A 14,691-nucleotide genomic window follows, 5' to 3' on the forward strand; every position below is an offset into this window, starting at 1 on the left:
GTCAGGCCTGCCCGAAGGTCTGCCGCTGTTTGCCGAGCCCCTCGATTTCCAGTTCGACGACGTCGCCCGCCCTGAGGTACGGCTTGGGCTCCGGTTGACCGAGAGCGACGCCGGCGGGCGTACCGGTGTTGATCACGTCACCCGGTCGAAGGACGATGAACTGGCTCAGGTAGCGGACGATCTCGACAACCGGGAAGATCATGTTCTTGGTGGTCGAGTTCTGCTTGAGTTCGCCGTTCACCCAGAGCCTGAGCTCGAGGTTCTGCGGGTCGGCGATCTCGTCGGCGGGCACGAGGAAGGGGCCGAGCGGGTTGAACGTCTCGCAGTTCTTGCCCTTGTCCCAGGTGCCGCCGCGCTCGATCTGGAACTCGCGCTCGGAGACGTCGTGCGACAGCACGTATCCGCCGATGCAGGCCAGAGCGTCCTCTTCGGACTCCAGGTAGCGGGCGGTGCGGCCGATGACGACGCCGAGCTCGACCTCCCAGTCGGTCTTGACCGACCTGCGCGGCACGAGCACCTCGTCGTACGGCCCCACGATCGTGTCCGGCACCTTGAGGAACATCACCGGCTCGCCGGGGATGTCCGCGCCGGTCTCCTCCGCGTGGTCGCGGTAGTTCAGGCCGATGCAGATGATCTTGCCGACTCCCGCCAGCGGCGGCCCGATGCGCACGCCTTCGGCTTCGACCGCCGGCAGTCCGCCCACCTTGAGCGCCTCGCGCACCCGGTTGACGCCGTCGCCCGCCAGGAACGCCCCGTCGATGTCCGGGGTGAGACCTAGGAGGTCGTATGTGGTCCCGTCGTCGGTCCTCACAGCGGGACGCTCTTCGCCGACCGGCCCGAGGCGCAGGATCTGCACGGCCGTTCCTCCTCTGGTCAACCACCCACAAATACATCGGATGTATAGCCCCGCAGGAACCGTCCCGTCTAGAGCCCGCCGTGAAGTCGTCCGATGACTAGGAAGGTTTGACCATGAACACCGCACTCGCTGCGCTGCTGGTCGGCGCACTGGTCACGCCGATCGGACCAACCGAGCGGGTCTCGGTTTTCGTCGAGCTCACCGAGACGGCCGCCGTCGACACCTCCAGCGCGGCGGCGGCGCGGAGCGCACGAGAGCGCACGTCGGCGCAGGCCCGGCGGGTCGCCGCGGCGGCTCGGGCGGAGGAGATCGCGCAGACGTCCAACGCCGTTCCCGGCGTCGTGCTGAACGCCGATTCGTCCCGTTTGGCCTCGTTGGCGCGGATGCCCGAGGTGAAGGCGGTGCACCGGACCGTGCCCAAGTCGGTCCGCAACGCCTCGGCGGTGTCGCTGACGCGGACGGTCGACGCGTGGCGGTCGACCGGCAGACTGGGCGAGGGCATGCGGATCGGGGTGATCGACACCGGCATCGACTACCGGCACGCGGACTTCGGCGGCGGCGCGTTCCCCACGGCCAAGGTCGTCGGCGGCCACGACTTCGCGGGCGACGCGTACGACGGCGCCGACCCGACGTCGCTGCCGGAGCCGGACGCGGACCCGATGGACTGCGAGGGCCACGGCACGCACGTCGCGGGCACCGCGGCGGGCTTCGGCGTCGCGGCGGACGGGTTGACGTTCCGCGGTTCGTACGCGTCGGTGGATCTTCCTTCGCTGCGGATCGGTCCCGGCACCGCGCCGCTGGCGTCGCTGTACGCGTTGAAGGTGTTCGGCTGCGAGGGTTCGACGAACCTGACCGCGCAGGCGCTGGACTGGGCGCTGGACCCCAACGGCGACGGCGACTTCTCCGACCACCTCGACGTGGTGAACCTGTCGCTGGGCAGCGACTTCGGCGCGCCCGACGACCCGGACAGCCTGTTCGTGCGCAAGCTGGTGCGGCACGGCGTGGTCGTGGTCGCGGCGGCGGGCAACGGCGGCGACTTCTACGACGTCGGCGGCTCGCCGGGCAACACGCCCGAGGCCATCTCGGTGGCCAACACGCGCGACGCGTTCTCCATGCTGGACGGCGTTTCCGTTAGCGGCACCCGTTATCCGGGGCAGTACAGCCAGAACTACACCGCGCCCGTCTCCCTCGAGCTCCCCGTCGCGCGGCTGTCGTCCAATGTGGATGGTTGCAAGCCGATCACCGAGCCGCTGGCGGGCAAGCTCGTCTGGCTGGAGTGGGACGACAACGACACCACGCGGGCGTGCGGCTCGGGTGCGCGCACGAACAACGCGACCGCCGCGGGTGCGGCAGGCGTGCTGCTGCCGTCGTCGAAGGACGCGTTCCCGGCGGGCATCGCGGGCAACGACAAGATCCCCGCGTTCCAGTTCACCGCCACGGCGACCACCGCCGTGCGTCCGGCGCTGGAGGCGGGCACGCTGCGGGTGCGGATGGACTCGGCGCTGAAGAGGTCCGCGCCGACGGTGACGCCGAAGCTCACGGACACGATCACGCCCTCGTCCTCGCGCGGTTCCCGCAACGCGAAGCCGGACCTCGCGGCCCCCGGCGACACGATCTTCTCGGCGGCCGCGGGCACCGGCGCCGACGGCGTGAGCATGGGTGGCACGTCGATGGCGTCACCGCACGTCGCGGGCATCGCTGCGCTGCTCCGCCAGGCGCACCCGTCGTGGTCGGTCGAGGAGATCAAGGCCGCGCTGATGAACACCGCGGGCGGCGTGGTCCGCTCCGGCGACGACAACACGACCGGCCTGCGCGAGGCCCCGATGCGCGGGGGCGCGGGCCGGGTCGACGCGTCGTCGGCGCTCGGCACGTCCGTGCTGGCGATGGCCGAGGAGGGCACCGTCGGGGTGTCGTTCGGCACCGTCGAGGTGGGCGGCCCGCTGCTCGTCGGCCGCTGGATCCGCCTGGTCAACAAGGGCACCACCCCGGTGCGCCTGTCGGGCGCGTACACGCCGATCACCTCGGTGCCCGGCGTGACCTACCAGCTGACGTCGCCGTACGTGGTCGTTCCCGCGGGCGGCACGGCCCGCGCCCAGGTGGTGCTGCGCGTCGCCGACCGGTCCGCGCTGCGCAAGACCCCGGACCCGACCGTCGACCTGGCGCACGGCAGGCAGTACCTGGCGGAGGCGTCCGGCCTGGTGACGTTCACGCCCGTCTCCGGGTCTCCGCTGCACGTGCCGGTGCACGCGGCGCCGAAGCCCGTGTCCCGTCTGAAGGTGGTGGCGGGCAAGGTGACCGGCCGCGCTCTCGACCAGCAGGGCTACCAGTCCCGCGTCACGGCGCTGCGCCTGCAGGGCCGCAGCGACCAGCTCCCGTCGTGCGGCGGCACGGTGCACGAGAACTGCGCCGTGAACGCCACCGCGCGCGGCGCCGACCTCCGCTACGCGGGCGCCACCTCGACGGCCTCGTTGCTGGCGTTCGGCGTCGTCACCTGGGAGAACTGGTCGAACCTCGGCAGCAACACGTGGCCGGTCGTCCGCTTCGAGGTGGGCGGCAAGAAGTTCGTCACCCGCGCGGTGAAGCCGACCGACGGCAACGACCGCGTGCTGCAGGACGTGTGGCTGGCCCGCACCGAGACCGCCGCTGGTGAGCTGGTCGACGAGCAACCGCTCAACGGCCACCTGGGCGACGTGGACACGAACCTGTTCGACAGCAACGTGGTCGTCCTGCCGGTGTCTCGCGCCGCCATCGGCGCGGGCCCGGTGACCTACACCGTCGGCGTGGGCGGCCAGTACACGACGCCGGGCGACCCCGACGGCCTGATCGACGTGATCTCCACGCCGATGACCTTCACCTACGACCTCGAGGTACCGTCACTGTCCACTGTGGTCGCCGCGGGTTCGGCGGCCCCTCCCGGCGACCTGCTGCTGTTCCACCACAACGCGTCCGGTGACCGAGCGCAGGCGTTGTAGACACCCGGTTGGCCGTGCCCCGTGTGAGGTGTTCTCGGCATACTCGGTTGAATGGACCTGGTCGTCGGACTGGACGCGGGTGGCACGTCCACCAGGGCGTTGGTGCTGGATCTGGACGGCGCACGCCTGGGGGCGGGCATAGCGGGCGGAGCGAACCCGAACTCGCACCCGCCGGAGCAAGCGGCCGCCTGCGTGACCGAGGCCTTGCGCGAAGCGCTCGACGGCCTCGACTCCCGCAAGGTCCGCTCCGGCGTGCTGGGCATGGCCGGTGCGTCGAAACTGACCGCCGACCCCCAGGTGAGCGCTCTCTTCCGCGCCGCGTGGGAAGACGCGGGCCTGCAGTGCCCGATGCGCGTGATCACCGACTGCGAGGCCGCCTTCGCCACCGGCACCTCGTCCCCGGACGGCACAGTGCTGGTAGCAGGCACCGGCGCCATCGGCGCCCGCATCACCGACCACCACATGACCCGCACCGCAGGCGGCTACGGCTGGCTGATCGGCGACGACGGCTCGGCGTTCTGGCTGGGCCGCGAAGCGGTACGCGCCACCCTGCGCCTCCTGGACGCCGACGCACCCCTAGAAGGCCTGGCCGCTGCCGTTCTGACCTCCGCAGGCGCCAAGTCCCGCGCCCAACTGATCACCGCCGTGAACTCCGCAGCACCCATCCTCATGGCCCGCTACGCCCCACTGGTGAGCGCCGCCCACCACCACGGCGACCCCGAGGCACACCGCATCGTGCACGAGGCGGCACACCTGCTGTCCGACACTGCGCTGGCCGTGCGCACGCCGGGCGAGGCCACCCCGATCGTGCTGGTGGGGAGCCTGATCGTCACGCCGGTCGGTCTGTCCGTGAAGGAGGAGCTCCAGGCCCGCACCACGGCACCCGTGATCATGGCGACCGAGGGCGCGGCCGGGGCCGCTTGGCTGGCTGCCGTCGACGTGCTGGGGCCGACGGCACCTCGCCCCGCCGCCTGAGCACCAGCTCGCTGGTACCCAGGGTGCTCGCTTGGGGCTGAGGTGGAGTCCGCAGTGGGCCGGGGTCCGTGCGCCCCCATGGTTTCGGCGTGTCGACGTACCGGTCTCGTGCTTGGCTGTCCGTCGGGGCTTGCCTCTGCCGGTTGTCGCCGGGCTGGGTACTTTGCTTGGCTGCCGGTTCTCGTCGGGGCCGGGTTCTTTGCCTGGCTGCCGGTTCTCGTCGGGGCCGGGTTCTTTGCCTGGCTGCCGGTCCGCGTCGGGGCTGAGGTCTGATGGTTGCTGTGCTTCGGTCCATCGGGCAGAACACACCGACCCACCCACCGCCGTGCCCACCAACCAAACCGGCAGATACCAAGCGAGCACCGCCGAAACCGGCGCGAACCAAGCGAGCACCGCCCAAACCGGCAGGTACCAAAAGAAAAGAGCGCCCGCCGCACTCCCAACCCCCGCACTGCCAACCGGGCGCGGCCCCCGAGCACAAACCGGCAGCCAAATGATCAGAACAAACTTTCCCGGAGGGCAGGGGCGGGGAGGGTCTCGATGTGGCGACCGTGAGGTGATCAGCGAGACCCTCCCCGCCCACCACCGAAAACCTCACTCCCGAGGATGCCGAATCCCAGGGTGACCAGCAGGCAGCGCGCGCTTCAGCAACCACCCAGACACCACGAGGCACAGCAGCTGCAACGGCCACGTCAACGCAACCCGCGCCACCGCGAGCACCTCAACCTGGGCAGCCAGCCACAACGGCAGGAACACGAGAACGCGCAACACGTACTGCCCGACCCAGGCCCACGAGGCAACGCTGTAGGCGCGCAACAGGTCGGGATCCCGCCGCCACCGCGTCTTCTGCCCGAGCACAGTCCCCACGACGACGCCGAGCAACGGCCAGCGCACCGCGATCGAAGCGGCCCACACCAGCGCGGACGCGGCGTTGGACAGCAGCTGCACGAGGAAGAAGTCCTCGGGCCGCCCGGTGTACATGGCGACCAACGCGGCGACGACCACCAGAGCGACGGACACCAGGACGGCGCGCGGCCGGGTCCCGCGGACGAACCGGACGACCCCGATCACCACGCCACAAGCGACGGCGAACAGGGCGCCTACTCCGATGGAGTGAGAGAACAGCAGCCAGCCGACGACGAAGGCCACGGGCGGCAGGGAGGCGTCCACGGCACCGCCGCGACCTCCGAGCAGATGAGCCAGCGACTCCGGTTCCGAGTGGCGCACGTCCGTCATGCTTCCAGACTGCCTTAGGGCAACCTAACTCAGGTAACAGACCCGTATCGGGGCATTGACCACGGTGAACCGCGTCACTACCGTGACCCGAAATCGTCTGGAAAGTTAACAGACAGGAGCTGACCTAATGCGTGCCGGAAGCCCACGACTGCTGCGGGAGATCAACGACCGCGCAGCCATCGAGGCTCTGCTGCGCAACGGTCCGCTGACCAGGTCGGAGCTGGAAGGTCTGATCGGCCTCTCCAAGCCGGCCACCGCTCAGCTGCTCACCCGGCTCGAGTCCGCCGACACCGTCGTCCGCAACGGACTGCGCGGCGGCGGACGTGGGCCGAGGGCGCAGCTGTGGTCGGTCAACGGCGCGCTGGCCCACGTGGCGGCCGTCGACCTGACCCCGGACGCCGTCGACGTCGCGATCGCGGACATCTCCGGCGCGGTGCTCACCGAGCACCGCGCGCCGATGCCGCGGGGCGGCAGCACCGAGGTGCTCGAGGCGTTCAGCACGGCCGTCGGGAAGGCCGCCGGACAGGCGGGCCTCACGCCGGAGAGCCTGCTCCACGTCGTGGTCGGCAGCCCCGGTGCGGTCAACCCGGCGACCGGTGAGCTGGCCTACGCACCGCACCTGCCCGGTTGGGGCGGGTTCGACCTGCCTGGCACGCTCACCGAGATGCTCGGCACGTCGGTCAGCGTGGAGAACGACGTCAACCTCGTCGCGCTCGAGGAGATGATCGCCGGCCGCGCGACCGAGGTGCGCAACTTCGTGGTCATCTGGCCCGCCGACCTGGTCGGTGCGGCAGTGGTGATCAACGGTTCGCTGCTGCGCGGCGCGACGGGAGGTGCGGGCGAGATCGACGGCCTGCAGATCCCGGACCGCGCGGCCGCGGAGACCGACACCGACCGGGCCGGTGGCACGTTCGGTGAACTGCTCAGCAACGTCTCGATCTGCAAGCTGGCCCGTGCGCACGGGCTCGCGGCCCGCAACGGTCACGGTGCGGTTCGCAAGGCGCTCACGGCAGGCCCTGCGGGCCGGGAGTTCCTCGTTGACCTCTCGCGGCGGATCGCCACCGGTGTGGCGAGCGTCGTCGCGGTGCTCGACCCCGAGCTGATCCTCCTGTCCGGCGAGATCGCGCAGGCAGGCGGGACGACGCTCAACGACCTGGTCGCAGCGGAGCTGCGGCAGCTGGTCGTGCCCCGGACACCCGTCCAACTCGCGCTGGTCACCGGCAAGCCGGTCCGGTCGGGAGCGCTGCACTCGGCGCTCGCGGTCGCGCGAGAACAGGTTTTCGGTCTCCCTGCAGCCACCACTGAACCCTTTCGCGGCCGTGCGGTCGCCCCGTCCGCCCGTTGATCGAAGGAGTGCACATGCGCAAGACGCTCTTGCTCAGTGTCGCCGCAGCGCTGTCCCTGACCGCATGTGCGGCGGGCGGCGGCGGCAACGCGAACTCCGGTGCCGCCGCGGCGCCCGGCAAGGACGACAAGATCACCCTCACGGTGTGGAGCAACTACTCCGACCGCGAGTACGAAGAGGTCACCAAGGCCCTCAACTCGTTCAAGAAGAAGTACCCGAACATCGAGATCAAGCACGAGGGCTCGCAGGACGACGACAAGATCACCGCGGGCATCCGGAGCGGTAACCCGCCGGACGTCGCGATGTCGTTCACCACGGACAACATCGGCTCCTTCTGCTCGACGGGCGCGTTCCAGGAGCTGAAGCCGTACATCGACCGCGACAAGCCGGCGCTGGACCAGATCAACGAGGCCGTCCGGGGCTACACCGAGTACAAGGGCAACCGCTGCGCGCTGCCAATGCTCACGGACATCTACGGCCTGTACTTCAACACCGACATGCTCAGCGCGGCCGGCCTGTCCAAGCCGCCGACGACCACGTCGGAACTGCTCGACTACGCGAAGAAGACGACCAAGAAGGCCGCTGACGGCTCGATCGAGGTCGCGGGCTTCCTGCCGACGATGATGTTCTACAACAACCGTCCGCAGATCTGGGCCCCGTTCTTCGGCGCCGAGTGGGAGAACTCCAGCGGCAAGTCCGGCCTCTCGGGCAGCGAGGGCTGGACCGAGATGTTCAAGTTCCAGAAGGAGCTCGTGGACTTCTACGGCTACGACGCGCTCGAGCGCTTCCGCGCCGGTCTCGGCCAGGAGTACTCCGCCGACCACGCGTTCCACCAGGGCAAGATCGCGATGATGATGGACGGCGAGTACCGCACCGCCTTCCTCAAGGCCCAGGCCCCGAACATCAAGTTCGGCACCGCGCCGTTCCCCGTGCTGGACTCGAAGAAGGCCGAGCTGCAGGGCGTCGGCTTCACCACCGGCACGATCATGGGCATTCCCAAGGGCGCCAAGAACCCCGGCGCCGCGTGGGAGCTGATCAAGCACATGACGTTCGACAAGGAGACCATCGTCTCGCTGGCGAACGCCATCAAGAACGTGCCCAGCACCAAGGAGTCGCTGACCGACCCGGCTCTCGAGGTGGACGAGCAGTTCAAGACGTTCATCGACCTGGCCAAGAGCGGCAAGCTCAAGGGCAACCCGGTGACCCCGATCGGTGACGCGCACATCAAGGCCGTCGGCGACTTCGCGGCCGAGTGGCAGTCCGGGAAGGCGACCGATCTCAAGGCCGGCTTCGAGAGCGTGGACAAGTCGATCGACGACCAGATCGCCAAGAGCGGCAAGTAGAGGACGACGAGATGACTGCCACGCTCGAACGCGTGGACGTGCGAAGGGCCGCCCCTGCGAAGGGGCGGTCCCGAGCCCGCGCACGCAACCGCTTCACGGTGCTCGCGTTCATGGCGCCGGCACTCATCGGGTTCATCCTGTTCTTCGGGTACCCGCTGATCGCCACGGTGATCTTCTCGTTCACGAAGTACGACCTGATCAACCCGCCGGAGTTCGTCGGCCTCAAGAACTACACGTTCATGTGGGGCGACAAGCTGTTCTGGCAGTCGATCCAGAACACGATGTGGTTCGTCGTGGTGCTCACCATCGCGCGGACGGTGTTCGCGCTCGGTGTCGCCTCGGTGATCGCGCGGCTGAAGTCGGGCGTCGGGCTCATCCGGACGCTCTGCTACCTGCCGTCGCTCGCCCCGCCGGTCGCGGCGACGCTGGTGTTCTTCATGGTGCTGCGCCCCAACGGCGGCCCGGTCGACGGTCTGCTGGACATGATCGGCGTGCAGAGCCCGCTGTGGTTCTCCGACCCGTCGTGGGCCAAGCCCGGTGTCACGGCGATCATGATGTGGGTCTGCGGCGACCTGATGATCATCATGCTGGCCGCGATCCTGGACGTTCCGCAGGACCAGTACGAAGCCGCTGAGATCGACGGCGCGGGCCCGATCCGCCGGTGGTGGCACATCACGCTGCCGACGATCTCGCCGGTGCTGCTGTTCGGCGTGGTGAACTCGGTGATCCTCGCGTTGCAGCTGTTCACGCAGGCCGTCGTCGCGGGTTCCGCGGCGACCGGATCGGCCGACCCGACCGGCAGCACGAAGAACCTCGGGTTCCCGCAGAACTCGCTGCTGACCTTCCCGACCTTCCTGTACCAGACCGGTTTCCGCTACTTCGACATGGGATACGCCGCCGCGATGGCGACCGTCCTGTTCGTCATCTCGTTCGCGGTCACGATCGTGCTGGTCAACAAGATGCGCAAGAACTCGACCGCGGAAGAAGGGGGACCGGGCGCATGACCACCACGCTTCCGAACCCGGTTGTGGTCGCACGGGAAGAGCCGTACGTCAAGCCGCGCAACCCCAAGCAGATCCTCGAGTGGATCGGGGTGCACAGCATCGGGCTCGCACTGGGCCTGATCTTCGCGACGCCCGTGATCTTCGTGCTGCTGACCGCGGTCATGTCCGACGACCAGGCGTTCACCGCCGACCTGTGGCCGCGCGAGTGGCACTGGGAGAACTTCGTCGAGGTCTTCGAGAAGGCCCCGCTGCTGCGCTACCTGTTCAACAGCCTGCTGTACTCGCTGCTCGCGACGTTCGGCATGCTGCTCTCGTCGATCCCGGCGGCCTACGCGCTGGCGAAGCTGAAGTGGCGCGGGTCGAACGTGGCGTTCATGCTCGTCATCGGCGCCATGATGCTGCCGCCGCAGGTCGTCGCGGTCCCGCTGTACGACACGTGGTCGTCGCTCGGGCTCACCGGCACGCTGTGGCCGTTGATCGTGCCGTACTTCCTGTTCGACGCGTTCAGCATCTTCCTGTTGCGCCAGTTCATGCTCACGATCCCGCAGTCCTACGTGGACGCCGCGCGGGTCGACGGCTGCTCGGAGTTCCAGGCGCTGACGCGGATCATCGTGCCGATGGCCCGTCCCGGCATCGCGGCGACCGCGCTGTTCTGCTTCCTCTTCACCTGGAACGACTACTTCGGCCCGCTGCTCTACACCAGCGAGGTCAAGGACCAGTGGACGTTGTCGCTGGCGCTGGCCTCGTTCAAGGGCATGCACTTCGTGCAGTGGAACTCGGCGATGGCCGTGACCCTGCTGGCGATGCTCCCAGCCGTCGTGTTGTTCATCTTCGCGCAGCGCTCGTTCGTCAAGGGAATCACGTTCACAGGAGTCAAGGGATGAAACTCACCGTCGTCGGTGGCGGGTCCACCTACACGCCCGAGCTGATCGACGGCATCGCGGGCCGTCGCACCAGCCTCGCGGTGGACGAGATCGTCCTCGTGGATCCCGACGAGCACCGCCTGTCGATCATCGGACCGTTCTGCCAGCGCCTGCTCTCGCACGCCGGTCATCCGGCGAAGATCCGCACCACCACGTCGCTCGAACAGGGCGTCGAGGGTGCCTCCGCGGTGCTGCTGCAGCTGCGCGTCGGTGGTCAGCAGGCTCGCGCGTCGGACGAGACGTTCCCGCTGACCTGCGGCTGCGTCGGCCAGGAGACCACCGGTGCCGGTGGTCTCGCGAAGGCGCTGCGCACCGTGCCCGTGGTGCTGGACATCGCGGACAAGGTGCGCGCGCTGGCCGGTGAGAACACCTGGATCGTCAACTTCACCAACCCGGTCGGCATCGTCACCCGCGCCCTGCTCGAGGCGGGCCACCGCGCGGTCGGCCTGTGCAACGTGGCGATCACGTTCCAGCGCTGGACCTCCGGCCTGCTGGGCGTCGAGCCGGACTCGGTGGTGCTCGACCACGTCGGCCTGAACCACCTGTCGTGGGAACGGGGCGTGCTCGTCGACGGCGTCGACCGCCTGCCGGAGCTGCTGGCGCAGCACTCGGAGGGCCTGGCCGAGCACATCGGCATCGACGGCTCGCTGATGCAGCGCCTCGGCATGGTGCCGTCTTACTACCTGAACTACTTCTACAACCACGACGCGGTCGTGAAGAAGCAGCAGACCGAGGTCCCGCGCGCCGAGGTCGTCGCGGCGGTGGAGAAGGACCTGCTGGACATCTACAGCGACCCCAAGGTCGTCACGAAGCCGGAGCAGCTCTCCCAGCGCGGCGGCGCGTACTACTCGGAGGCGGCGGTGCAGCTGGTGCACGCCCTCACCGGTGGTGCGGGCGCCGAACGGCACGTGGTGAACGTGCGCAACGGCGGCACGCTGCCGTTCCTGCCGGACGACGCGGTGATCGAGGTCCCGGCCACGGTCACGGCGTCCGGCGCGGTGGCACTGCCGCAGCGCCCGGTGGAGCCGTCCATCTCCGGACTGATCTCGCACGTGACGAGCTACGAGTACCTGGCGCTGGAAGCGGCGATCCACGGTGGCCGGGACCGCGTTGCCAACGCGCTGCTCGCACACCCGCTGATCGGCCAGCACGCCATCGCAGACCAGCTGGCCGACGAGCTGATCGCGCAGAACCGCGATCTGCTGCCGTGGGTGAAGGGAGCTTGATTCAATGACGGACCGGGTGCTCGCGATCGACGGCGGGAACAGCAAGACAGCCGTGCTGCTGGTCGACTCCGACGGCAAGGTGCTCGCGCAGGTGCGCGGACCAGGCGCCTCGCCTCAGGTCGTCGGCCTGCAGAAGGGCCTTGACGTGTTCGAGGGTTTGGCACGTGAGGCCGCGGCGCTGGCTGGGCTCTCCCCCGACGAGCCGATCGCCCGGCACACCGCGGCGTACCTCGCAGGCGCCGACCTGCCGCGCGAGGAAGAGGACCTGACGCAGGCGATCTCCGAGCGCGGCTGGTCGACCAGCACGTTCGTCGGCAACGACACGTTCGCCCTGCTGCGCGCGGGCACCACGAACGGCATCGGTGTCGCGGTCGTCTGCGGCGCGGGCATCAACGCCGTCGGTGTCGCCCGCGACGGCCGCACGCACCGCTTCCCCGCGCTGGGCCAGATCTCGGGCGACTGGGGCGGCGGCGGTCACCTCGGCAGCGAGGCGCTGTGGCTGGCCGTGCGCGCGGAGGACGGCCGCGGCAAGCCGACCGAGCTGCTGCCCGCGCTGATCGAGCACTACGGCGTCACGTCGATCGCGCAGGCCGTGGAGAAGCTGCACTTCGAGGAGATCGAGTTCGACCCGCACGCCCTGTGCCCGTTGCTCTTCGACGTGGCCGCGCGCGGGGACGAGGTCGCGCAGGCGGTCGTCGACCGGCTGATCGAGGAGATCACGTTGCTCTCCACGGTGTCGTTGCAGCGCCTCGACCTGGCCGACGAGGCCGTGGACGTGGTGCTCGGCGGCGGCGTCATGACGGGCACCGGCGAGACCGTGCTCGGCGAGGTCCGGCGACGGGTGCTCGAAGTGGCTCCGCTGGCCCAGGTCCGGGTCGTCGACCTGCCGCCCGTGGTCGGCGCCGCTCTGCTGGGCCTCGACACCATCGGTGCTTCTCCGGCCGCGGAGCTGCGCCTGCGTTCTGCTTACGACGAGCGGGTTCCACCTGCCAGCAGCGGAATCGGTATCGCTGCGGGTTCATAACTCCACACAGACCCCGTTGGCAAAGGCGTCGAACACAGCGGTAGATCGGCGGCGGCGCCCCGGCCAACAAACCACAACTCCACACAGACCCCGTTGCGAGGGGTAGATCGGCGGCGGCGCCCCTCGCAACGGTCCCAACCCCACTATCCGGAGTTGATCGGCGGCGGCGCTCCGGATAGTGGTTCCAACCCCGCTACCAGGGGTAGATCGGCGGCGGCGCCCCTGGTAGCGGTCCCAACCCCGTCACGGGGGGAACTGATCGGCGGCGGCGTTCCCCCTGTGACGGTCCCAACGCCCCCGGAACGGCATCACGCGCCGATGTCGCTCCGGGGGTTTTCGCTTGCCGAAGAAGGAATGTCCGCGCTGGGGGCGCTGGTGCTCAACGTCGGCAGCGTCGGCAGCGGGACGGCCGTCGTCCGCGCGACGCTGACCTCGGGCGTCGCCTCCGGCGTCACGACGGGCTTCGACCTGGGGGGCGCGCTGGTCGTCACCGCGGACGGGCGCGGCCGCGAAGAGCTCGATGACGGCGCGTTGTACTCCATGGGAGGATCGTCGCCACCTATGTTCGTGATCGCGGGTTCGGCCGCGGGCTCACGGACGTCCTCGACCGGCGAAGGCCCCGGACCGGTGCCGAGCACCACCCCGACGACGAGTCCGAGCAGCAGTAGAACAGCGCCGATGGACGTCATGGGCAGCGGCAGACCGGGTCGCACGGCGGGCACGCTACTGGCGGTATGAGACGAAAAACCCGATTCTCCGGACTGTATCGCTAGATCGAGTGGTAATTCGTTCGTCACCTACAGCGACGAAACCTACGATGCCGTAACCGACGGTGGCGTAGGTGGCACGTGGACATGCATGCTGTCTAGCCGTTGGAGGAGGGGGACTGCTGTGCTGCGCTGGAGAAGCCTGGTTGCTGTCGGTGACAGCTTCACGGAGGGGATGGACGACCCCGGACCCGGCGACACGTTCGTCGGCTGGGCCGATCGGCTCGCGACGCTGCTCGCGGCCGAGGCGCCGGACTTCCGGTACGCGAACCTCGCGATCCGGGGCAAGATGCTGCCGGAGATCATCGAGCAGCAGGTGCCGCTGGCGGCGTCGCTCAAACCGGATCTCGTGACGTTCTGCGGCGGCGGCAACGACATCATGGTCCCGAACAGCGACCCGGACGCTCTCGCCGAGCAGTACGAGGTGGCGGTCGCGGACCTGCGCGCGGCCGGGTGCGACGTGGTGATCTTCACCGGGTTCGACACCAGGAGCACGCCGCTGCTGAGGTCGTTGCGCGGCAAGGTCGCGATCTACAACTCGCACCTGTGGTCGATCTCCGAGCGGTACCACTGCCACATGGTCGACCTGTGGTCCATGCACGTGCTGCAGGACCGCCGCGCGTGGAGCGAGGACCGGCTGCACCTCTCGCCGGAAGGCCATCGGCGGGTCGCGCTGCGGGTGGCGAAGGCGTTGGGGCTCGCCAACGACGGGGAGTGGAACGCGCCGTGGCCCGCCGCCGAGGAGGCGGAGTGGATGACGCAGCGCCGCCAGGACCTCAGGTGGGCGCGCGAGCACGTGGTGCCGTGGATCGGCAGGCTGCTGCGCGGTGAGTCGATGGGCGACGGTCTCGCGCCGAAGCGCCCCGAGCTGCTGCCCATCGCGCGGATGCCGGAGGACGACCGGAGCCTGACGAAGGAGAAGGGCTGACCGGCACTCTCCCCCGAATGCCGGTCAGCCCTTCCGTTCGGTGGCCTACCCCCTCGTTCCCCCTTCAGCCACCAGGACACCGATCACCAGGT

General features: G+C 69.3%; 12 protein-coding genes. 10 read left to right on the forward strand and 2 right to left on the reverse strand.

The window, feature by feature from the left end; genetic code table 11:
• Nucleotide 1: 1 nt before the first annotated feature.
• Nucleotides 2-856 (reverse strand): fumarylacetoacetate hydrolase family protein, encoded by an 855-nt coding sequence (locus FKR81_RS15925; RefSeq protein WP_146352663.1) that lies wholly within the window; start codon nt 854-856, stop codon nt 2-4.
• Nucleotides 857-969: 113 nt separating this feature from the next.
• Here FKR81_RS15925 and FKR81_RS45815 point away from each other — a divergent pair, with 113 nt between their 5' ends.
• A complete protein-coding gene (locus FKR81_RS45815; RefSeq protein WP_146352665.1) occupies nt 970-3,828 on the forward strand; it encodes a S8 family peptidase in 2,859 nt (952 codons plus the stop codon).
• Between the two features lie 51 nt (nt 3,829-3,879).
• The gene (locus FKR81_RS15935) at nt 3,880-4,803 is read left to right on the forward strand and encodes an N-acetylglucosamine kinase (protein WP_146352667.1); all 924 of its coding nucleotides are present in this window, start codon (nt 3,880-3,882) and stop codon (nt 4,801-4,803) included.
• Between the two features lie 594 nt (nt 4,804-5,397).
• Here the strand turns inward: FKR81_RS15935 and FKR81_RS15940 are convergent.
• A complete protein-coding gene (locus FKR81_RS15940) occupies nt 5,398-6,039 on the reverse strand; it encodes a DUF3159 domain-containing protein (protein ID WP_146352669.1) in 642 nt (213 codons plus the stop codon).
• A gap of 127 nt (nt 6,040-6,166) precedes the next feature.
• Between FKR81_RS15940 and FKR81_RS15945 the strand changes: the two genes are divergently transcribed.
• The 8 genes from FKR81_RS15945 (at nt 6,167) to FKR81_RS15980 (ending at nt 14,599) form a co-directional block, all read left to right on the forward strand.
• Nucleotides 6,167-7,384: an ROK family transcriptional regulator gene (locus FKR81_RS15945; RefSeq protein WP_146352671.1), complete on the forward strand. Its 1,218-nt coding sequence runs from the start codon at nt 6,167-6,169 to the stop codon at nt 7,382-7,384.
• A 14-nt stretch (nt 7,385-7,398) separates the two neighbouring features.
• Nucleotides 7,399-8,727: an extracellular solute-binding protein gene (locus FKR81_RS15950; RefSeq protein ID WP_146352673.1), complete on the forward strand. Its 1,329-nt coding sequence runs from the start codon at nt 7,399-7,401 to the stop codon at nt 8,725-8,727.
• A gap of 11 nt (nt 8,728-8,738) precedes the next feature.
• A complete protein-coding gene (locus FKR81_RS15955; protein ID WP_146352675.1) occupies nt 8,739-9,731 on the forward strand; it encodes a carbohydrate ABC transporter permease in 993 nt (330 codons plus the stop codon).
• A complete protein-coding gene (locus FKR81_RS15960) occupies nt 9,728-10,615 on the forward strand; it encodes a carbohydrate ABC transporter permease (RefSeq protein WP_146352677.1) in 888 nt (295 codons plus the stop codon). Before FKR81_RS15955 ends, FKR81_RS15960 begins: the two co-directional genes overlap by 4 nt.
• A complete protein-coding gene (locus FKR81_RS15965) occupies nt 10,612-11,880 on the forward strand; it encodes a 6-phospho-beta-glucosidase (RefSeq protein WP_146352679.1) in 1,269 nt (422 codons plus the stop codon). The genes FKR81_RS15960 and FKR81_RS15965 overlap by 4 nt, the downstream gene beginning before the upstream one ends.
• Nucleotides 11,881-11,884: 4 nt before the next feature.
• Nucleotides 11,885-12,904, forward strand: coding sequence for an N-acetylglucosamine kinase (locus tag FKR81_RS15970; RefSeq protein ID WP_146352681.1), 1,020 nt, complete (start codon nt 11,885-11,887; stop codon nt 12,902-12,904).
• A 354-nt stretch (nt 12,905-13,258) separates the two neighbouring features.
• Nucleotides 13,259-13,642: a hypothetical protein gene (locus tag FKR81_RS15975; RefSeq protein WP_146352683.1), complete on the forward strand. Its 384-nt coding sequence runs from the start codon at nt 13,259-13,261 to the stop codon at nt 13,640-13,642.
• A gap of 153 nt (nt 13,643-13,795) precedes the next feature.
• Complete coding sequence (locus FKR81_RS15980; protein ID WP_328593144.1) at nt 13,796-14,599, forward strand: SGNH/GDSL hydrolase family protein; 804 nt, start codon at nt 13,796-13,798, stop codon at nt 14,597-14,599.
• The last annotated feature ends 92 nt before the right edge of the window (nt 14,600-14,691 follow it).

The sequence above is a fragment of the Lentzea tibetensis genome (assembly GCF_007845675.1).
Lineage (GTDB): Bacteria > Actinomycetota > Actinomycetes > Mycobacteriales > Pseudonocardiaceae > Lentzea > Lentzea tibetensis.

Coding starts and splice junctions, on each gene's coding strand:
- FKR81_RS45815 (WP_146352665.1), top strand. CDS start 970: ATGAACACCGCACTCGCTGCGCTGCTGGTCGGCGCACTGGTCACGCCG.
- FKR81_RS15935 (WP_146352667.1), top strand. CDS start 3,880: ATGGACCTGGTCGTCGGACTGGACGCGGGTGGCACGTCCACCAGGGCG.
- FKR81_RS15940 (WP_146352669.1), bottom strand. CDS start 6,039: ATGACGGACGTGCGCCACTCGGAACCGGAGTCGCTGGCTCATCTGCTC.
- FKR81_RS15945 (WP_146352671.1), top strand. CDS start 6,167: ATGCGTGCCGGAAGCCCACGACTGCTGCGGGAGATCAACGACCGCGCA.
- FKR81_RS15950 (WP_146352673.1), top strand. CDS start 7,399: ATGCGCAAGACGCTCTTGCTCAGTGTCGCCGCAGCGCTGTCCCTGACC.
- FKR81_RS15955 (WP_146352675.1), top strand. CDS start 8,739: ATGACTGCCACGCTCGAACGCGTGGACGTGCGAAGGGCCGCCCCTGCG.
- FKR81_RS15960 (WP_146352677.1), top strand. CDS start 9,728: ATGACCACCACGCTTCCGAACCCGGTTGTGGTCGCACGGGAAGAGCCG.
- FKR81_RS15965 (WP_146352679.1), top strand. CDS start 10,612: ATGAAACTCACCGTCGTCGGTGGCGGGTCCACCTACACGCCCGAGCTG.
- FKR81_RS15970 (WP_146352681.1), top strand. CDS start 11,885: ATGACGGACCGGGTGCTCGCGATCGACGGCGGGAACAGCAAGACAGCC.
- FKR81_RS15975 (WP_146352683.1), top strand. CDS start 13,259: ATGTCCGCGCTGGGGGCGCTGGTGCTCAACGTCGGCAGCGTCGGCAGC.